The 17,859-nt window shown below is 70.9% G+C and carries 15 protein-coding genes; 6 read left to right on the top strand and 9 right to left on the bottom strand.

Translation table 11 applies throughout. The features are described 5' to 3' along the window. Nucleotides 1-198 precede the first annotated feature (198 nt). Nucleotides 199-558, bottom strand: coding sequence for a DUF805 domain-containing protein (locus tag ACWCP8_RS03865; RefSeq protein WP_352265835.1), 360 nt, complete (start codon nt 556-558; stop codon nt 199-201). 137 nt (nt 559-695) lie between these two features. Beyond that, complete coding sequence (locus ACWCP8_RS03860; protein ID WP_451114035.1) at nt 696-1,877, bottom strand: thiolase C-terminal domain-containing protein; 1,182 nt, start codon at nt 1,875-1,877, stop codon at nt 696-698. A 138-nt stretch (nt 1,878-2,015) separates the two neighbouring features. Here ACWCP8_RS03860 and ACWCP8_RS03855 point away from each other — a divergent pair, with 138 nt between their 5' ends. Both ACWCP8_RS03855 and ACWCP8_RS03850 read left to right on the top strand, forming a co-directional pair. Further along, nucleotides 2,016-3,248 carry an acyl-CoA dehydrogenase family protein gene (locus ACWCP8_RS03855; RefSeq protein ID WP_451114034.1) on the top strand — a complete coding sequence of 411 codons (1,233 nt, stop codon included), beginning with the start codon at nt 2,016-2,018 and terminating at the stop codon, nt 3,246-3,248. Next, nucleotides 3,248-3,739, top strand: coding sequence for a nitroreductase family deazaflavin-dependent oxidoreductase (locus tag ACWCP8_RS03850; protein ID WP_451114033.1), 492 nt, complete (start codon nt 3,248-3,250; stop codon nt 3,737-3,739). The genes ACWCP8_RS03855 and ACWCP8_RS03850 overlap by 1 nt, the downstream gene beginning before the upstream one ends. A gap of 120 nt (nt 3,740-3,859) precedes the next feature. Here the strand turns inward: ACWCP8_RS03850 and ACWCP8_RS03845 are convergent, their stop codons facing one another. Continuing rightward, nucleotides 3,860-4,507, bottom strand: coding sequence for a TetR family transcriptional regulator (locus ACWCP8_RS03845; RefSeq protein WP_030975659.1), 648 nt, complete (start codon nt 4,505-4,507; stop codon nt 3,860-3,862). Between the two features lie 374 nt (nt 4,508-4,881). Here ACWCP8_RS03845 and ACWCP8_RS03840 point away from each other — a divergent pair, with 374 nt between their 5' ends. Then, on the top strand, nt 4,882-5,970 hold the full coding sequence (locus ACWCP8_RS03840) for a VOC family protein (protein ID WP_451114032.1): 1,089 nt from the start codon (nt 4,882-4,884) through the stop codon (nt 5,968-5,970). A 171-nt stretch (nt 5,971-6,141) separates the two neighbouring features. Further along, complete coding sequence (locus tag ACWCP8_RS03835) at nt 6,142-8,547, top strand: serine/threonine-protein kinase (RefSeq protein WP_451114031.1); 2,406 nt, start codon at nt 6,142-6,144, stop codon at nt 8,545-8,547. Between the two features lie 72 nt (nt 8,548-8,619). Here ACWCP8_RS03835 and ACWCP8_RS03830 read toward each other — a convergent pair whose 3' ends face one another. Next, nucleotides 8,620-9,270, bottom strand: a complete 651-nt coding sequence (locus ACWCP8_RS03830; RefSeq protein ID WP_352265825.1) for a hypothetical protein — start codon at nt 9,268-9,270, stop codon at nt 8,620-8,622. Nucleotides 9,271-9,464: 194 nt separating this feature from the next. Here ACWCP8_RS03830 and ACWCP8_RS03825 point away from each other — a divergent pair, with 194 nt between their 5' ends. Next, nucleotides 9,465-10,013, top strand: a complete 549-nt coding sequence (locus tag ACWCP8_RS03825; protein ID WP_451114030.1) for a hypothetical protein — start codon at nt 9,465-9,467, stop codon at nt 10,011-10,013. A gap of 52 nt (nt 10,014-10,065) precedes the next feature. Here ACWCP8_RS03825 and ACWCP8_RS03820 read toward each other — a convergent pair whose 3' ends face one another. From ACWCP8_RS03820 to ACWCP8_RS03810, 3 genes are read right to left on the bottom strand one after another with little or no spacing between them, the layout of a single operon-like run. After that, on the bottom strand, nt 10,066-10,845 hold the full coding sequence (locus tag ACWCP8_RS03820) for an enoyl-CoA hydratase/isomerase family protein (protein ID WP_451114029.1): 780 nt from the start codon (nt 10,843-10,845) through the stop codon (nt 10,066-10,068). A 31-nt stretch (nt 10,846-10,876) separates the two neighbouring features. After that, nucleotides 10,877-11,317, bottom strand: coding sequence for a Zn-ribbon domain-containing OB-fold protein (locus ACWCP8_RS03815; protein WP_451114028.1), 441 nt, complete (start codon nt 11,315-11,317; stop codon nt 10,877-10,879). Between the two features lies 1 nt (nt 11,318). After that, on the bottom strand, nt 11,319-12,467 hold the full coding sequence (locus ACWCP8_RS03810; RefSeq protein ID WP_451114027.1) for a lipid-transfer protein: 1,149 nt from the start codon (nt 12,465-12,467) through the stop codon (nt 11,319-11,321). Nucleotides 12,468-12,564: 97 nt separating this feature from the next. Here ACWCP8_RS03810 and ACWCP8_RS03805 point away from each other — a divergent pair, with 97 nt between their 5' ends. Continuing rightward, nucleotides 12,565-14,121 carry a FadD3 family acyl-CoA ligase gene (locus ACWCP8_RS03805; protein ID WP_451114026.1) on the top strand — a complete coding sequence of 519 codons (1,557 nt, stop codon included), beginning with the start codon at nt 12,565-12,567 and terminating at the stop codon, nt 14,119-14,121. 165 nt (nt 14,122-14,286) lie between these two features. Here ACWCP8_RS03805 and ACWCP8_RS03800 read toward each other — a convergent pair whose 3' ends face one another. Continuing rightward, entirely contained in the window at nt 14,287-14,478 is a 192-nt protein-coding gene (locus ACWCP8_RS03800; RefSeq protein WP_352265815.1) for a hypothetical protein, read from the bottom strand. Between the two features lie 210 nt (nt 14,479-14,688). Continuing rightward, nucleotides 14,689-17,655 carry a BTAD domain-containing putative transcriptional regulator gene (locus ACWCP8_RS03795; RefSeq protein WP_451114025.1) on the bottom strand — a complete coding sequence of 989 codons (2,967 nt, stop codon included), beginning with the start codon at nt 17,653-17,655 and terminating at the stop codon, nt 14,689-14,691. Nucleotides 17,656-17,859: the final 204 nt, after the last annotated feature.

Here is a 17,859-nt window from a genome sequence, read left to right as displayed (position 1 = left end):
AGTTCTTCGGCGCCGAGGCCTGCGTGGGGGACGACGATCCCTGGGCGTGCGGCCGCGGCCGAACGCCCACAGGGCGTCGGCCGGCAGTGGGTTGCCGGGGCGACGCCCTGTGTGGTGTGCGCTCAGAGCGGTGAGCGCACGGTCATGCGGTCATGCGTGCGGTCGGACGGCCGGACGGCGGGCCGACAGCGGGACCCACTAGGCCGCGGCATATCCGGACTTCGGGTCCGGGCCGTACGCGTTCTGGCTGCGCTCGCCCTCGAGGCACGCGAAGACGAGCAGCGTGATCCCGCCCACCAGCGGGACGAGCCCGAACAGCACCCACCAGCCGGAGCGGCCGGTGTCGTGCAGGCGGCGCACGAAGACACCGAGGCTGGGCAGAAGGACGGCGACGTAGTAGATCGCGACGATGACCGGCTGCGTGCCGAGCACCGCGTCGAGCACCGCCAAGATGATGGCGGCGATGACGTTGAACAGCACGAACATCCAGTACTCCTGGCGGCGCGCACGGCCGCTGAACACCGCGTACTTCTTCAGAACATCGAGATACCAGTGCATGTGTCCCCCCAAGGACGATGGTGGCCCGTCCTCGCTGGATCGAGCCTGGACGCCAGAACCTAGAGGCTTGAGGTGCGCGGGTCAAAAAGTTATAGAGAGAGCGCTTTCAGGCAGTGCTCGCCCCAGCTTTGGGCTTCTCAGCCCCGTCCCAGTACGACCGTGCCCGAGGAACAGAACCAGCCACCCGTTCCCGAGGCAACGGCCAGCTCGGGAAAGCTGCCGTCCGCCCTTCTGACCTGCCGTTTCCCTGCCTCACCACGGAGTTGGCGGACGGATTCCACCAGGAGGAAGAGCCCGCGCATCCCAGGATGGCAGGCCGAAAGCCCACCCCCGTCGGTGTTCACCGGAAGTTCGCCGGACCGACCGATTCGGCCCTTCTCGATGAACGCGCCCCCCTCGCCCTTGGCGCAGAACCCCAGATCCTCCAGCGTCACCAGCGTCATATAGGTGAAGGCGTCATAGATCTCGGCCAGATCGATGTCGGCGGGCCGCACCCCGGCACGCCCGAAGGCCAGCCGGCCCGAGACCGCGGCGGGGGAGACCGTGAAGTCGTCCCACTCGGACATCGTGGAGTGCGAGACGTACTCGCCCGTTCCGAGGATCCACACCGGGTCCTTCGCCGTGTCCGGTACGTACTCCTCGGCCGCCAGCAGTACCGCGCACCCGCCGTCGCTGCGGATGCAGCAGTGCAGCTTGGTGAACGGGTCCGCGATCATCGGGCCCGACAGGACGTCGTCCACCGTGATCGGGTCCCGGAACATCGCGTCCGGGTTGGCCGCCGCGTTCGCGCGCGCCTGGACGGCTACCTCGGCGAGCTGCTCCAGCGTCGTCCCGTACTCGTGCATATGGCGGCGGGCGGCCATCGCGTACTTCGCGATCAGTGAGTGCCCGTACGGCACTTCGAACTGGAGCGGGCCGCGCGAGCCGAACGAGAGATTCGACGTGCGGCGCCCGGCCCGGATGTCTGCGCGCGCCGTGGACCCGTACACCAGCAGTACGACGTCGGCGCGGCCGGCCGCGATGGCGTCGGCGGCATGGGCGGTCATCACCTCCCAGGTCGCCCCGCCGACCGCGGTGGAATCCACCCAGGTGGGCTTGAGGCCCAGATACTCCGCGACCTCGACCGGGGCGAGCGTGCCGAGTCCGGCGGAGGCGAAGCCGTCGACGACCGAGCGGTCCAGGCCCGAATCGGCGAGCGCCCGGCGGGCGGCCTGGGCGTGCAGGGCGTACGGAGTGGGGCCGTCGACGCGTCCGCAGTCCGCGAGGGATATGCCGACGACAGCGACCTTGCGCGGGGGAGAGGAGGGCGAAGAAGGCATAAATCTGACGGTACATCAGATGTGGTGTGAGGGGGTGGGGTGAGCGCGTGCGCGGCTCTGGGTTTCTCGCAATATCACGCCTAGCATGACGACCCGTCAGATCAGGGCCTACGGCCCCTGAGGGGAAGGAGCCAGACGATGGACGCCGCCTTCACCGCGGAGCAGGACGAGATCCGCCGCACCCTGCGCGAACTGCTGGTCAAACGCTGCGTACCCGGCGAGGTCAGGAGCGCCGTGCGGACCGCGCACGGATATGACGAGGCCCTGTGGCGGCAACTCGCCCAGGACCTCGGGCTGCCGGGGCTCGCGCTCGCGCAGGAGTACGGAGGGGTCGGCTGCGGGCCCGTCGAACTCGCCGTCGCCTGCGAGGAGACCGGCCGTGCCCTGCTGCCGTCCCCGCTGCTCGCCACCGCCGCGCTCGCCGCGCCTCTGATCACCGCACTCGGCACCGAGGCCCAGCGCACCACCCTGCTGCCGCGCATCGCCGCCGGTGAACTGACTGCGACCCTCGCCGTCCCCGGAGGCTCGCTCTCCACCGCCCTCGGTCTCACCGGCGACACCACCGGCGGCGCCTGGGCGGGCGGCGGGCGGGCCGGTGGCGTACAGGCCCGGCCCGGCCCGGAGGGGTGGCGGCTGTACGGGGAGGCCGAGCGGGTCCTCGACGGGCACAGCGCCGGACTGCTGCTGGTCGCGGCCCACGCGGGCGGCTACCCGCGCAGCTGTACGCTCCTCTTCCTCGTCCGCACGGACACGGCGACCGGGCTCGCCCGCACCCGGCAGACCTCGCTGGACGAGACCCGGCCGCTGGCCCGCATCGAACTGCGCGACACCGCCGCGGAACTGCTCGGAGCGGACGGCACGGGCGATGCGGCCGGCCCGGCGGGCGCCCTGGCCCGTGTCGGGCGCACCGCCGCCGCCGTACTGGCGGCGGAGGCGGCCGGAGCCGCGGCCAGCGCACTCGACCGGACCGTCGCATACGTCAAGGCGCGCGAGCAGTTCGGCCGCGCCATCGGCTCCTTCCAGGCCGTGAAGCACCGGCTCGCCGATCTGTACGTGCGGGTGCAGGCAGCCAGGTCTGCGGCCTACTACGCGGCCTGGGACCCGGCGGCCGGAGGGCTCGCTCTCGCCCAGGCGCTGGAAACCCTGCGGATCACCACCGCCGAGGCCGTCCAGCTGCACGGCGGGATCGGCTTCACCTGGGAACACGAGGCGCATCTCTACTTCAAGCGGGCCGCCGCCGACGAACTGCTCTTCGGGCCGGTCCACCGGCTGCGCGCCCACGCGGCCGAGCAGGCCGGGCTCTTCACGCACGACGCCCAGGGGCAGGGAGAGGGGCAGGGGCACGGGCCGCGCATGGAGGTGGCGGTCTGATGGCACCCGGAGTCCGGCTGATCCAGAAGGTGTCCTCGACCCGCACCTTCGCGAGGATCGCCCCGCACGTCATACCCGCCATGGACCGCACCGTCCACCGGCTCACCCGCGGCAAGGTGCTGCTCAGCGCGCAGATGCTGCCGGGGCTGATCCTCACGGTGCGCGGCGCGAAGAGCGGGCAGCTGCGGACCACCCCACTGGCCTGTATGCCCACCCCGGAGCACGGTGACGGGACGTGGATTCTCATCGGCAGCAACTTCGGCCGTACGGGTCATCCTGCCTGGACTGTGAACCTGTTGGCCCATCCGGACGACGCCGTCATCAACTGGAAGGGACACGACATCGCGGTACGCGCCCGGCTGCTGGAGGACGCGGAACGGGAGGAGGTGTGGCAGGCGGCGCTGAGGTTCTGGCCGCCGTACGCCACGTACCAGGCCCGGGTGGAGCGGGAGATCCGGCTCTTCCGGCTGGAGCGGCGCGCGACTGCGTGACGCGCGGTGATACGCCGACGGCGGACCACATTGCGTGGTCCGCCGTCGGCGCGACAGGACGTGGGCAGCCCGGGATGGCCGTGCGGTGCCCGGAACGGAAGGGGAAGCCGGGAGCCGGCGCTACTTCGTCGGCTTCTTGCCGGTGATGCCCAGGTGCACCAACAGCGCCAGGTTCGGCTTGAGTTCGGCCTGCTTGACACCCCAGGTCTGGAAGCCCTTCTGGTGCGAGGCGACCGCGGCCAGCATCGCGACCAGTGAGCCCGCCATCGCGGCGGGGCTGATGTCCTTGTCGACCTTGCCCTTGGCCTGGAGATCCTTCACCGAATCCGTAAGGGAGTTGGTGACCGAGTTCAGGATCTTCATGCGGATCTTGTAGAACCGCTTGTCGCCCTCGGCCGCGCCGAGGTCGACCACGCGCAGGATCGCGTCGTGGCGCCGCCAGAAGTCGAGGAATCCCTCGACGAGTTCTTCGGCGGTCTGCCAGCCGGACTTGCCGACCCAGGAGCGGCCTGCGACCAGTTCCGTCAACCCGGCGCCCTCCTTGGCCATTTCATCCGCGATTTCGAGGACGGCGCCCTCGACGTCGGGGAAGTATTGGTAGAAGGTCGCGGGCGAAGTCCCTGCCTTCCGGGCGACGTCGATGACTTTGACGTCCCGGTACGGCGAGGAGCTGAGCATCTCGCTGAGGCAGTCGAGCAGCTTCTGTCGCGTCGCCTGTCCGCGTCGACCGGCCACGCGGCCGTCGACGGTGCGCACTTGTCCTGTCATGCCGTCAGCTTACCGAGGGGTGATCGGAGCGCGATTCGGCCGACTGCAAATGGGGAGTTTCGCAGGTGCGGTGGGGTGGTGTGGGGGGTACCCAGGTACGTGGCCGGGGTGGGCCGGGGGCGTGGGGGGTTGTTGTGCGTGGTGGGTTTCCACGGGGGGTGGGGGAAGTGGCCGGATTTCGGCGGATGCGATCCACAGCTTGAATTGTGTTATCAACAGCCTGTGGACAACTTCCGTGGATAACTTTCGGTGACGCGGTGGGCAAGGAACTTCGATATCGAGAGTGTGTTCGACTGCTTCTTGTAGCGCGGTGCGGACGGCCCGCGGCTACTTTGGGTGTGACGAGCGTCACTACTTCGGAAGGATCCGGGTCCATGGCCGCATTCATGCACTCCGCGCCGTGCTGGGTGGATGTGCAGCTCCCCGACCTCGAAGCCGGCAAGCGCTTCTACGGTGAGCTCTTCGGATGGACCTTCCGGGCCGGCGAAGAGGTGGAGAGGGGCGGCCCCTGTGTCGATGCCCTCAGCGGCGGCAAGCTCGTTGCCGCACTGGCCGCCAAGAAGGACGGTCGGATGCCGACCGCCTGGGGCATCTACTTCGCCACCGACGACATCGCCGCGACCGTCACCACGATCCGGCAGGCGGGCGGCCAGGTGATCACCGAACCCGTCAGGGTGGGCAGCGCCGGGATGCTGGCGCAGGCCGCCGACCCCGGAGGTGCGGTCTTCGGGCTCTGGCAGGCGGGGGACCGCAGCGGGTTCCACAAGCAGAACGAGCCGGGGTCCTTCTGCTGGACCGAGGTGTACACCCGGCAGAAGGACCGCGTGGACGCCTTCTACGAGCAGGTCTTCGGGTTCCGTGGCACGGATCTCGGCGCGGCCGGCATGGGTGAGCCGGGCATGGGCGAGTCGGGCAGGGGTGAGTCCGGAACGAGGGAGCCCGGAACCGGCGGGTCCGGCACGACCGAGGCCGGCACTGACGCGCCGGGCCCCGCCGGGTCCGGGACCGGTGAGCCCCGGACCGGTGAGCCCGGCAGGGGTGAGTCCGAGACCCCCGATTCCGAGACCCCCGATTCCGAGACCCCCGATTCCGAGACTCCCGGGTCCGAGACTCCCGGGTCCGAGACTCCCGGGTCCGGCCCGGTTGGGTCCGGCATCGGCGGATCGGGCGCGGACGCACCCGGGGTCGACTTCCGGATGTGGTCCCCGGCAGGCACCGAACCGGGCCCCGACACCGCGATCGGCGGGCGCAGCGTCATCACCGACGCGTTCCCGGCCGAGATGCCCAGCTATTTCCTCACCTACTTCGCCGTCGCGGACTGCGACGCCACGGCCGAGACCGGCGTCCACCTCGGCGGCCGGGTCTCCGTGCCGCCCTTCGACATCCCGTACGGGAGGATGGCGGTCCTGCACGACAACCAGGGTGCCGAGTTCGCCGTACTTCAGCCCCCGGTGTCCCGATAGAGGGCAGAGTGACATGTGACACCCCGATCCGCCCCCGGGTTCGCAACCATCGCTTTAGCCAGCAACAATCGGGGTGCGCACCGCCGGGTGGTGCCCAGTGGTGAGACCCTGCACGGGGCGGTTTTTCGCGGGCCTCTGTTGCTGAGGTCCGTACGGGGAGGTGGCAGGTAAGTGGTGGAGCAGCTGACGCAGCACGACCCGAGGCGGATCGGCCCGTTCGAGGTACTGGGACGGCTCGGGGCCGGCGGCATGGGGCTGGTCTATCTCGCCCGCTCGGCGTCGGGCCGACGGGTGGCGATCAAGACCGTACGTACAGAACTTGCCGAGGATCAGCTGTTCCGGGTCCGCTTCACGCGTGAGGTGGAGGCCGCCCGGGCGGTCAGCGGGTTCTACACGGCGGCCGTGGTGGACGCCGATCCGCGCGCCGCCGTGCCGTGGCTGGCCACCGCGTACGTGCCGGCTCCCTCGCTCGAGGAAATAGTGAATGAGTGCGGTCCGATGCCGACCCAGGCGGTGCGCTGGCTGGCCGCCGGGATCGCCGAGGCCCTGCAGTCCATCCATGGCGCGGGCCTCGTCCACCGCGACCTCAAGCCGTCGAACGTGCTGGTGGTCGAGGACGGCCCGCGGGTGATCGACTTCGGGATCGCGTCCGGCGTCTCCAACACCAGGCTGACGATGACCAACGTGGCGGTCGGCACCCCTGCCTACATGTCGCCCGAGCAGGCGCGGGACTCGCGGAGTGTGACGGGCGCCAGCGATATCTTCTCGCTCGGCTCGACGCTGGTGTTCGCCGCCACCGGCCATGCGCCGTTCCATGGGGCCAACCCGGTCGAGACGGTCTTCATGCTGCTGCGGGAGGGCCCCGATGTGGAGGGCCTGCCCGGCGATCTGCGGCCCCTGATCGAGTCCTGTATGCAGATGGATGCGGCGCTGCGGCCCAGCCCCGCCGAACTGCAGGCCCAGCTGGCCCCGCACCTCTTCGCCTCCGGCAGCGACGACAGCGGTACGGCGTCGGCCTGGCTGCCGACATCGGCGACGGCAATGATCGAGCAGCGGCGCGGGGGAGGGCGTACGGCGGCGCCCGTGGCGTCCGCACCCGCGCCTGCTCCGGCGCCCCCGCCGCCCCATCGCCCGCCGGGCGCGGACTGGGAGCCGGCGTGGCGCAGCGGCGCGGACCTGAGATCCCCGTCCCCGGCACCCTCCTTCTCTCCGTCCCCCGTTCAGGCTCCGGACGGGGGCGGTCCGGTGCGGCTGAGCGGTGCGCAGGTGCCGATCGGGCCCGGGCCGCGCGCCGGTGACGTGCGTGCCATGGTCGGCGCCGAGGCCGGCCCCGCGACCGGCTGGGTGCGCCCGCCCGCCGGGCTGAACGGCACGGCCCCGGCCGCCGCCCCGCCCGTACCCGCTCCGGCGCACGCCCCTGAAGCGGCGCCTGCCGGGCCGGACCGCTGGCGGCCCTGGCGGTTCCGGATGTCGAACGACGTGTGGGGCACGCCGGTTGTCGCCGGGGACCTGCTGTACGTGACGTCCTTCGAGGTGCATGCCCTGGACGTCGGCAACGGCCGGCGCCAGTTCAAGACCCGCGACGTGGCCTGGTCGATGGCGCTCGACGGCGGCCGCATCCACGGCTCCGACGGCCCTTCGCTGTACGCCCTGGACGCGCTGACCGGCGCCGAGCGGTGGCGGCTGCAGACGGACGCCTGGGTGTACTCCCTCAAAGCCGACCGGGGCACGGTCGTCACCGGCACGCGTGGCGGCGGCGTCCAGGCGTGGGAGGCGTCCACCGGCGAGAAGCTGTGGGAGACGAGCGGTGTACAGACCGACTTCGAGACGGCGGAGGCCGGGCCCGCGATCCACGAAGGCACCGTGTACCTGTGGCAGGACGCCCGGCTGCGCGCCGTCGACGCCCGCACGGGCATCGAGCGCTGGTCGTACCCGATCGGCGACGCCGCCTCCTGCGGCGGGGTGCCCGTCCGGGTGACCCCGGCGCCGGACGGGCATGTGTACATCGCCGCAGGCACCCGGGTCCTCGCCGCCGACATCGCGGCGGGCCGGGTGCGCTGGCACTTCGAGTCGCCCGCGGTCTTCCTCTCCCCACCGGCCTTCGCACCGGGCCCCGCGGTCACGGGCGGCGGGGTGTACCTGGCCGACTACCTCGGCACGGTGTACGCGCTCGACGCGTCGACCGGAAAGGACCGCTGGCGCATCGCGACGGAGGCCCGCCAGTCGATCGAACCGGTGCTGGTGGCAGCGGGCAACGTCCACGTCGGCAGCGGCAACGCGCTCTACACGCTGGACGCGGTGACAGGCACCCCGAAGTGGCGCTTCGCTGCGGGCGGCGCGGTCGTCGGCGCCCCGGTCGTGGCCGACGGCCGGGTCCACTTCGGCTCCGCCGACCACGTGCTGTACACGCTGGACGCGGCGGGTGGCCAGCTGAGATGGAAGCTGGCCACGGGCGGCGAGATCACCGGTTCACCGGTGGCGCAGGGAGGCGTGGTGTACGCGTGCAGCAAGGACCGCTGCGTGTACGCGCTGGACGCGCTGAAGGGAACGGGTACGGGGAACAGAGCACGGGCGTAGGGGCGGCGGCCACTCAGCGGCCGCTTCCCGCCCGTCCGGCGTTGGGGGACGGAACCCTGCACCGGGGACGCGTCACGGCTGGGGAGGGCGTCGCGTGTCAGGGCCCTCGTCCTGCACCGGGTACGGCGCCGTGTCCTGGTCCCTCCAGTGCGTGTCCGGACCCGTGTACGGGTCGACCTCCGGCTCCGGCCACGGACTCGTCTGCACCGACGGCCCCGGCTCCTGCGTCGGCGGCCAGGTATCCGGATCTTCCGCCCCCGGCGCCGCGTAAGGCTGGTTGCGGGCCCTGCGGCCGAGGCGGCTGCCACTGCCGTGCCGTCCCGACATCAGCAGCGCGCCCAGCAGGAGCAGCACCCCGCCGCCCGCCGCATACGCCACCCCGAGCTGCAGCCCGGACCCGTCCGACGCCACCGTCAGGCTCCCGGCCGCCTGCCCCTGCCGCACCATCCACAGCACGGTGAAGCCGAGCACGATCACGCCCGCGCAGCCCACCAGCAGCCGCGATCGCAGCGCCACGCCCACCAACGCCACGGCGGCCGCGAACAGAAACGGCAGCCAGATCGATGCCAACGGTCCCGGCTGCGCGCCACTGATGCCGTTGAAGAGGTCCGCTACCCGGTAATGGCGCCCGAGACGGCCGTCGTACCAGTCACGGAAGGGGCTCAGCACGACGGCCGCCGCTCCTGCGAGAGCGACGATCGAGCCGAGGATGTTGCGGATCATCGTCGGCCTCCTGCGGGTGTGCGGATCGGCGTCGCGGATCTGCACCGCTCTCGGCGTCGACGCTACGCCCGGCCGTTGACCCCCGCCACCAGGGACGGAACGGCCTGGCACCTGTTCCTGCATGGGCCATGCGCTACGGTGTCGCGCGGTCTATGGACCGCGACATGACAACAAATCAAGGGGGGGCTGCATCGATGATGCGGCAGCATCTGAAACTTTCGGCGGTTCTGGTCGTGGTGGTGCTCGCACTCACCGGTTTCTCGACGTCGAGTCACGGCGGCAAGAGCCGAGGCAGCAGGAGCCACGGTTCGAGCAGCAGCGGCGGCGGCTGCTCCAACTCCAAGAAGAGCAACGGCAGCTACCACCACAACGACTACGACGACGATATCTACGACGACTCGTCGAGCAGCTCGTCCGGCAGTTCCACCTACGAGACCGCGACCCCCGGCGCCACGGCGACCGACGAGCCCGGTGTGACCGTGATCCGCTGCGCCCAGCCCCGCAAGGGCAAGCGGCGGGCTGTGACGTCCTCCACCGTCCGGGTCAGCTCGAGCGAGCTCGGTACGCACATGTACAAGGTCGATGTCACCTTCCTCGACGCGGGCGGCAACACCGTCGACACCGGCGAGGCGAACGTGGAACTGACGGGAGTCGACAGCGCGACCGTCTCCGTGCGGATGGACAGCCCGAGCAAGGTGTCCCGGGTGAAGAAGTGCCGGGCCGAGGCCGAACTCAGCTACTGACCGCAGCTGACGGGGGCTCCGCCTCGTCGCAGCGGGGAGTTCCGGCCTCGCCTCACCGCAGCCGGAACTCCCCGCTGCCCCGCCCCCGCCCCCTGAACAGCTCCCCCTGCCGCTCCACCGGCAGGTTCCCGAGCGCGATCAGCTGCGGGGCATGGGCCAGCGCCTGCGCCCTCGCGGCCTCCTTCGCGGACCACACCGCCCGTACCGTCCCCTGCACCGCCTCCGTCGGGTACGACGCGATCACGTTCGCCGCCCGCACCGCCGCCTCCACCGCGCCGCCGGGCTTCGTCACCTCGCTGACCAGCCCGGTCTCGTACGCACGGCGGGCCGTCACCCGTTCGGCCGTACCCATCAGGGACATCCGGGCCACCTCCCCGAACGGCATCCGCTGCGCCATGTGGATCGCCTCGTACGCGCTGACCATGCCGTACGTCGTATGCGGGTCGAAGAAGGTCGCCTCCTCCGATGCGACGACGAACTCCGCCTCGCCCAGCAGATAGAACGCCCCGCCGCACGCCATCCCCTCCACGGCGGCGATCACCGGCTTCCACAGGTCGTTCGCCTTCGGCCCGATCGCGATCAGCGGATCGTCGATGGCGTACGGGGACGAGGGCTGAGGCACCTCCACATCCCGGTCGAGCCCCGTACAGAAGGCGCGCCCGCCCGCGCCGGTCACGACGACGGCCCGTACCCCGTCATCGAAGCGGAACGCCCGCCAGACGCCGGCCAGTTCATCGGCCGTCGCCAGATCGATCGCGTTCAGCCTCTCTGGCCGATCGAGGGTGACGACCGCGACACCCGTCTCCTTGTCGGTCTCCGTCCGCAGTGTCATCGTCGTCCCCTCACCGCATGCCTCTTGCCGCTCACCGCTCCAACTGCCAGCGGACCACGGTCAGCTCCGGGCTAACCGGCACGAAGACCGCCTTCACCGATGCCCCGATCCGCAACCTCCCCGGATCGACCGAGTTCAGCGGCGCGTCGGGCCCGCTGACCACATTGCCGACCAGCCGGATGTGCGGGGCGTCGGCCAGTTCGACGACGACGGCGTTGTACGGGGCCTGTGCTGCGTACGCGGGCAGCAGCGGCGGATGCGGCACCACGTACGACCAGATGCGCCCGCGCTCGCTCATCGCCCGCCACTCGCTCTCGAACGACCGGCAGTGCGGGCAGCAGGGCCGGGGCGGGAAGCGGAGCCTTCCGCAGTCGGGGGCGGCGCACGCCTGGACGCGGAGTTCACCCCGGGCGGCGTACTCCCAGAAGGGAGCGCCGTCCTCGTCGACGACGGGCAGCAACAGCGATTCCATGTCAGCTCCTCAGCAGTACGGCGGAGGTGGGCACGCCCTCACCGGCGGTGACCAGGCACGTGGCGGCGTCCGGAACCTGCGCGGTGGAGATCCCGCGCAGCTGCTTCACCCCTTCGTTGATGAGGTTGAAGCCGTGCACGTACGCCTCGCTGAGCCCGCCGCCCCCGGTGTTGATCGGCAGCCGGCCGCCGCTCTCCAGCGCCCCGCCCTCCGTGAACGCGGCACCTTCGCCGCGCCCGCAGAAGCCGTATCCCTCCAGGGAGAGCGGGATGAGCGGGGTGAACGCGTCGTAGATCTGCGCGACGTCCACATCGTCCGGACCGAAGTCGGCCTGCTTCCACAGCTGTCGGGCGGCCGTCCAGGCGGGTCCGGTGAGCGGGTCGTCGTTCCAGTAGTTGACCATCCCGTGGTGCTGGGCGGGCAGGCCCTGGGCGACGGAGTGGATGTAGACGGGCTTGTGCCGGCAGTCGCGGGCCCGCTCGGCGGAGACGATGACGCAGGCCAGCGCCCCGTCCGTCTCCAGGCAGTTGTCGAAGAGGCAGAGCGGCTCGCTGATCCAGCGCGAGGTCATATACATGTCGCGGGTCAGCGGGCGTTCGTACATCACCGCGTCGGGATTCTGGTTGGCGCGGTTGCGGCAGGCGAGCGCGACATTGAAGAGGTGGTCGCGGGTGGCCCCGTACTCGTGCATGTACCGCCGTGCGAGCATCCCGATCTCGTCGGCCGGTCTCAGCAGGCCGTACGACCGGGTCCACTGGGCGGGGGTCGGCAGCTGCACGGTGGTGTTCTTCCAGGGCCGGGGCCCCGAGCCGCGCTTCCGTGACCGCCAGGCGACCCCGACACTCGCCTGCCCGGTGGCGACGGCGGCAGCGAGATGCGCGATCGTCGCGCACGAACCCCCGCCTCCGTAGCCGACCTTGGAGAAGAAGGTGACATCGCCGGCCCCGATCGCCTTGGCGACCTCGACCTCGTCGGTCTCCTCCATCGTGTACGAGGCGAACGCGTCGACCTCCGACGCGGCGATGCCCGCGTCGTCGAGGGCCGCGACGATCGCCCGGCAGGCCAGGGTCTTCTCGGACTCGGGAAGCTGTTTCGCGAAGGCCGTCTGCCCGATCCCGGCTATCGCCGTCACGTCCTTGAGCGTCGCCATCCGCAACCTCCGCGATCGTCATGACTGCTGACAGCCGCAGAGGCTACAGCTAATCTGACGGATAGTCAGCTATTGCGGTTCGGCGGGAGGGCATGCGATGCGCGGCGACGAGGAATGGGGCAGCATCCCGGGGCTGGTACGGACGGCAGTGCGGCGGTACGGGGGCCGGGAGGCGGTCGTCGAGGGCCGTATCCGCATCTCGTACGCCGAACTCGGCGACCGTGTCGAGCGGGCCGCCGCCGCGTGCATGGCGTCGGGCGTGGAACCGGGGGACCGGGTCGCGGTCTGGGCGCCGAACACCCTGGACTGGATCGTCTCGGCGCTCGGCGCGGTCACGGTCGGCGCGGTCCTGGTCCCTCTCAACACGCGCTTCAAGGGCACGGAGGCGGCGTACATCCTGCAGCGCAGCCGCGCGAAGCTGCTCTTCGTCACCGGCACGTTCCTGGGCACGTCCTACGTGGCGTCGCTGCGCCGGGCGGAGGTGGAACTCCCGGACCTGGAACGGGTGGTGGTGCTGGCGGACGCGGCCCCCGAGTCCTACGTCACCTGGAAGGACTTCCTGGCGACGGGCGAGCGGATCTCTCCGGCGGAGGTGTGGGCGCGAGCGGACGCGATCGCCCCCTCCGCCCCCTCCGACATCATCTACACCTCGGGCACCACGGGCCGCCCCAAGGGCGCCGTGATCACCCACGCCCAGACGCTGCGCTGCTACGCGATCTGGAGCGAGCTGGCGGGCCTGTGCGAGGGCGACCGCTATCTGATCGTGAACCCGTTCTTCCACACCTTCGGCTACAAGGCGGGCATCATCGCGTGCCTGATGCGGGGCGCGACGATGATCCCGCAGCCGGTGTTCGACGTGGACACGGTCCTCGCGAACATCGCCGCCGAACGCATCTCGGTCCTCCCCGGCCCACCGACCCTCCACCAGTCCCTGCTGGACCACCCGGCGCGGGGTGCGCACGACCTCTCGGCCCTGCGCCTGGTGGTGACGGGTGCGGCGGTCGTCCCGCTCCAACTGGTGGAACGCCTGCACACGGAGCTGGGCATCGCGACGGTCCTCACGGCATACGGCCTCTCCGAGGCGAGCGGCATCGTCACGATGTGCCGCCGCGGCGACCGGCCCGACGTGATCTCCTCCACCTCCGGCCGCGCGATCCCCGGCACGGAGGTCCGCGTCCTGGCGGCCCCTGGCACCCCCGGCGAGGTCCTGGTCCGCGGCTTCAACGTGATGCAGGGCTACTTCGAGGACCCCGGCACCACAGCCACCACCATCACCCCGGACGGCTGGCTCCACACGGGCGACATAGGCGTCCTCGACGAGGCGGGCAACCTGCGCATCACGGACCGGATCAAGGACATGTTCATCGTCGGCGGCTTCAACGCGTATCCCGCGGAGATCGAACAACTCCTGGGCCTGCACCCGGATGTGGCCGACGTGGCGGTGATCGGCATCCCGGACCCCAGGCTGGGCGAGGTCGGCAAGGCGTACGCGGTCCGGCGCCCGGGCGCGACGCTCACGGCCGACGACCTGATCGCCTGGTCGAGGCGGGAGATGGCGAACTACAAGGTGCCCAGAGCGGTGGAATTCGTAGGAGAGCTGCCGCGGAACGCGAGCGGGAAGGTGGTGAAGGGGGAGCTGCGGGGGCGGGGGTAGGGGGCACCCGACCGGTCAGACTCTCTCGGCCACTCCCCGGGGATGGCCGGCGGTGAGCAGTCGGATGTCCCGGAGCACTGGGCTGTGTACGGACATGCGGCGGCCGCGACGGCTCCCCCTCCGCGCCGCCGCGGCCGTCCCCCGTACCCCCGCCGGAAAATAGATCTAGTTCGTGGGCTCCGACGTCGCGTGCATGTCGTCGGTCGTGGCCGTGCCGCCCGTGGCGTGCATGTCCAGCGGCTTGATCGTTCCACCGGTCGCGTGCATGTCCTGAGTGGTGATCTGGTCGGCTTCGCCACCGGTGGCGTGCATGTCCTGCGGCTTGATCTCTGTGTCCTTCTTCGTCGCGTCAGCCATGATGATCTGCTCCCCTTGGCATTTCTTCGTGATGGGTGGGCAAGGCCCGCCCGGCTGTTCCCCCGTGGACTGCCGGACGGGCCTTTCAGGGCCGCTCACTTTAGTGCCGCGGCCGTCTGTCGCCCCGTCTGCCCCCCGACGCGACGGATCGACTGAGAAGAAGAGTGCCGGGTCGTGATAAACGAACGATGAACGCCTCCGACAGGCGTCCTACGCAGCCGCCACGGAGGCAACGGCAGACAGTAGGGCGCGCACATCGGCCGCCTCGTGCGAACCCAGTTCCTCGTAGATGGCCAGGGCCTCGTGCCAGCAGACCTGAGCGCGCCCGAACTGCCCGATCTCCCCAAGAGCGCGCCCGAGCACGGTGAGCACGTTGCCCCTCCGCCATTCGCCACCGATGCCTCGCAGCGCGGTCAGAGCCTGCTCGGCCTTGGTCGCGGCATCGGCCGAGCATCCGGCAGCGAGGTCGACCTCGGCGAGCCTGAAGAGAGTCATCCCTTCCCACAGGCGCTGGCGGCTGTCCCGGAAGACGTCCAGTGCTTCCAGAAGTCGCTCCGTCGCGTCAGTGAACTGGCCACTCTGCGTGAGGGCCATGCCGAGCGCGTAGCGACCGTTGGCACTTCGCAGGGCATGGCCCAGGCTGTCGTATATGTCTATGCCCTGTTGGGCCAGGGACACCGCGCTGCCGGTGCGGCCCGTGGCCAGGTGAATGCGCGACAAGTTGCACAGCGCGCTCGCCTCGCCCGGCCGGTCCTGAATCCGACGGAAGCTGTCGATGGCTTGGGTCAGATATGTCTCGCCGTCGTCGTGCCGGCTCTGGTAGAGCGCCATGATGCCGCGAGCGTTCGGGGCCCAGCAGCCGGGCAACGGATCGAGGTCGGCTTCGACGAGCCGCATGATCTCCTCCGCCTCCTGCTCGGCCTGGTCGAAGCGCCCCGACGTGTGGTGCACATCGGCCAGTGTGACCAGAGCACGCACCTCAGTGCGTCGGTCGCCGCAGGTGCGGGCAGCGTCCCGTACGGCAAAAGCGGTGGTCTCGTACTGTTTCGAGTTGGCACCGGACTCGCCCAGATCCAGCGCCGCCCAGAGAAGGTCCACGGCCCGGCGCAGGGTGCCGGGGCCGGTCGATTGGCGTACACAGGCGAGGAGTGTGCCGGCCTCCGTGTAGAGCCAGTCCAGAGCCGCGTGCCGGTCCTCGAATGCGAGGCCCGGATAGCTCGTCGGCTCCAGGTGATCCACCAACCGATCCCCCGGCCGCTCCAGCGCATACACCCCCGCCGCCGTGGCCAGGTAGAAGTCCAGCAGTCGCGACAGCGCCAACTCCCGCTCCTCCGGCGGCTGCTCGTCCCGCTCCGCGCATGCACGCGCGTAGAGCCGTACCAGGTCGTGGTACCGGTACCGCCCCGGTGCCGCCGACTCCAGCAGGCTCGTGTCGACCAAGGACTCCAGCAGATCCTCCGCCGCCTGCACCTCCAGGTTCAGCAGCGCCGCCGCTGCCGCCAGGGAGATGTCCGGGCCGTCCGCCAGGCCCAGCAGCCGGAACGCGCGGGCCTGGGCCGGATCCAGCTGGCCGTAGCCGAGTTCGAATGTCGCCTTCACCGCCAGGTCACCCGCCTGGAGTTCGTCCAGGCGGCGGCGCTCGTCGGCGAGCTTCGCCGCCAGGACCGAGACCGTCCAGGTGCGGCGGGCGGCCAGGCGGGAGGCGGCGATGCGGATGGCGAGAGGGAGGAAGCCGCACGCGGCGACCACGTCCAGGGCCGCCTCGCGCTCCGAGTTGACTCTTTCCTCGCCGACGATCCGGGTGAAGAGCTGGAGCGCCTCCTCGGGGGACATCACATCGAGGTCCACCAGGTGCGCGCCCGCGAGGTCGACCATGCGGACGCGGCTCGTGACCAGGGCCGCGCAGCCCGCCGTGCCGGGGAGCAACGGACGGATCTGGGCCGCGTCGTGCGCGTTGTCCAGGAGGACCAGGATGCGGCGGCCGTCGAGCGTGGAGCGGTAGAGCGCTGCCCGTTCGTCCAGGGAGTCGGGGATCGCCGAGTCGGCCGTGCCCAGGGCACGCAGGAAGGCACCCAGGACTGTTTCCGGTTCGGCGGCCCGTGCGCCCGCGCCCTGCAGGTCGACGTACAGCTGGCCGTCCGGGAAGTGCAGGCGGGCCTGGTGCGCGACGTGCACGGCCAGCGTCGTCTTGCCCACGCCTCCGATTCCCGCCAGCGCCGACACGGCCATGACCGAACCCTCGGCCGTAGCCAGCCGGTTGCCCAGTTCGCGTACGAAGGAGACGCGGCCGGTGAAGTCCGGGACCGTGGCCGGGAGCTGGGCCGGGCGGACGGCGGCGGGTGCGGGCGCCGCCTCGTCGGCCGGGTGGGCCAGTTCCTCGTCGGCCTGCAGGATCCGCTGCTGGAGCTGCGAGAGCTCCGGGCGCGGGTCCACGCCGAGTTCGTCGGCGAGCAGCCGGCGCGTGTCGGCGTACACGGCGAGTGCTTCCGCCTGACGGCCGCTGCGGTACAGGGCGATCATCAGGAGTTCGCGCAGCCGCTCCCGCAGCGGGTGCGCCGCGGTGAGCGCGGTCAGTTCGGAGACCGCCTCCGCGTGGCAGCCGAGCTCCAGGTCGAGTTCGAGCCGGGTCTCGGTGAGCTGGAGCCGCCACTCCTCCAGCCGGGTGCGCTGGTTCTCGGCGTACGGCCCCGGGACGGACGCCAGCGGTTCGCCGTCCCACAGCGCCAGCGCCTCGTTGATCAGGGCGCGGCCCCGGGACCGGTCGCCGCCGGCCCGCGCCTTCTCCGCGTCCGCGGCCAGCTCCTGCGCCGCCGTGAGGTCGAGCGCGTCGGGCCGGGTCCGTATCGCGTATCCGCCGGCCTTGCTGATCAGCGTGTCCGGGTCGAGGATCTTGCGCAGCCGGGAAGCGTATGTCCGTACGGCGGCGAGCGCCTGGGACGGCGGCTCCTCGCCCCAGATGGCGTCGATGAGTTCGGCGGCGGTGGCCGTGCGGCCGTCGCGCAGGAGCAGGGCGGCCAACAGGGCCCGCTGCTGCGGTGAGCCGGAGGGCAGCGGTTCGTCGTCGCGCCAGGCGCGTACCGGTCCGAGTACGGCGAAGCGCAGGTCGGTGTCGGCCGTCTCTTGCTGCGGAGCCCGCTGCTCCGGAACACGCACGCGTGGCCCGTTGTCACGGTCCATTGATGCCCCCTGTCCTGCTCGCCCCGCCGGTCCTGCCGGTCACGCTGGTCCCGCCGGTGCTGCTGATCCTGATGGTCTCGCTGGTACCTGTGCCCGGAATAACCGCTGTTGCGCCGATGTGGTCCGGCTGGATCCGGATTACGCCCTACCGTTGCTATCGCGCTCAACAGTCTGCCTTGTTATGGGCGGACACGTCAGCAGTGG

The sequence above is a fragment of the Streptomyces sp. NPDC002206 genome, assembly GCF_053593595.1.
This window is presented reverse-complemented; position numbering and strand designations above follow the sequence as displayed.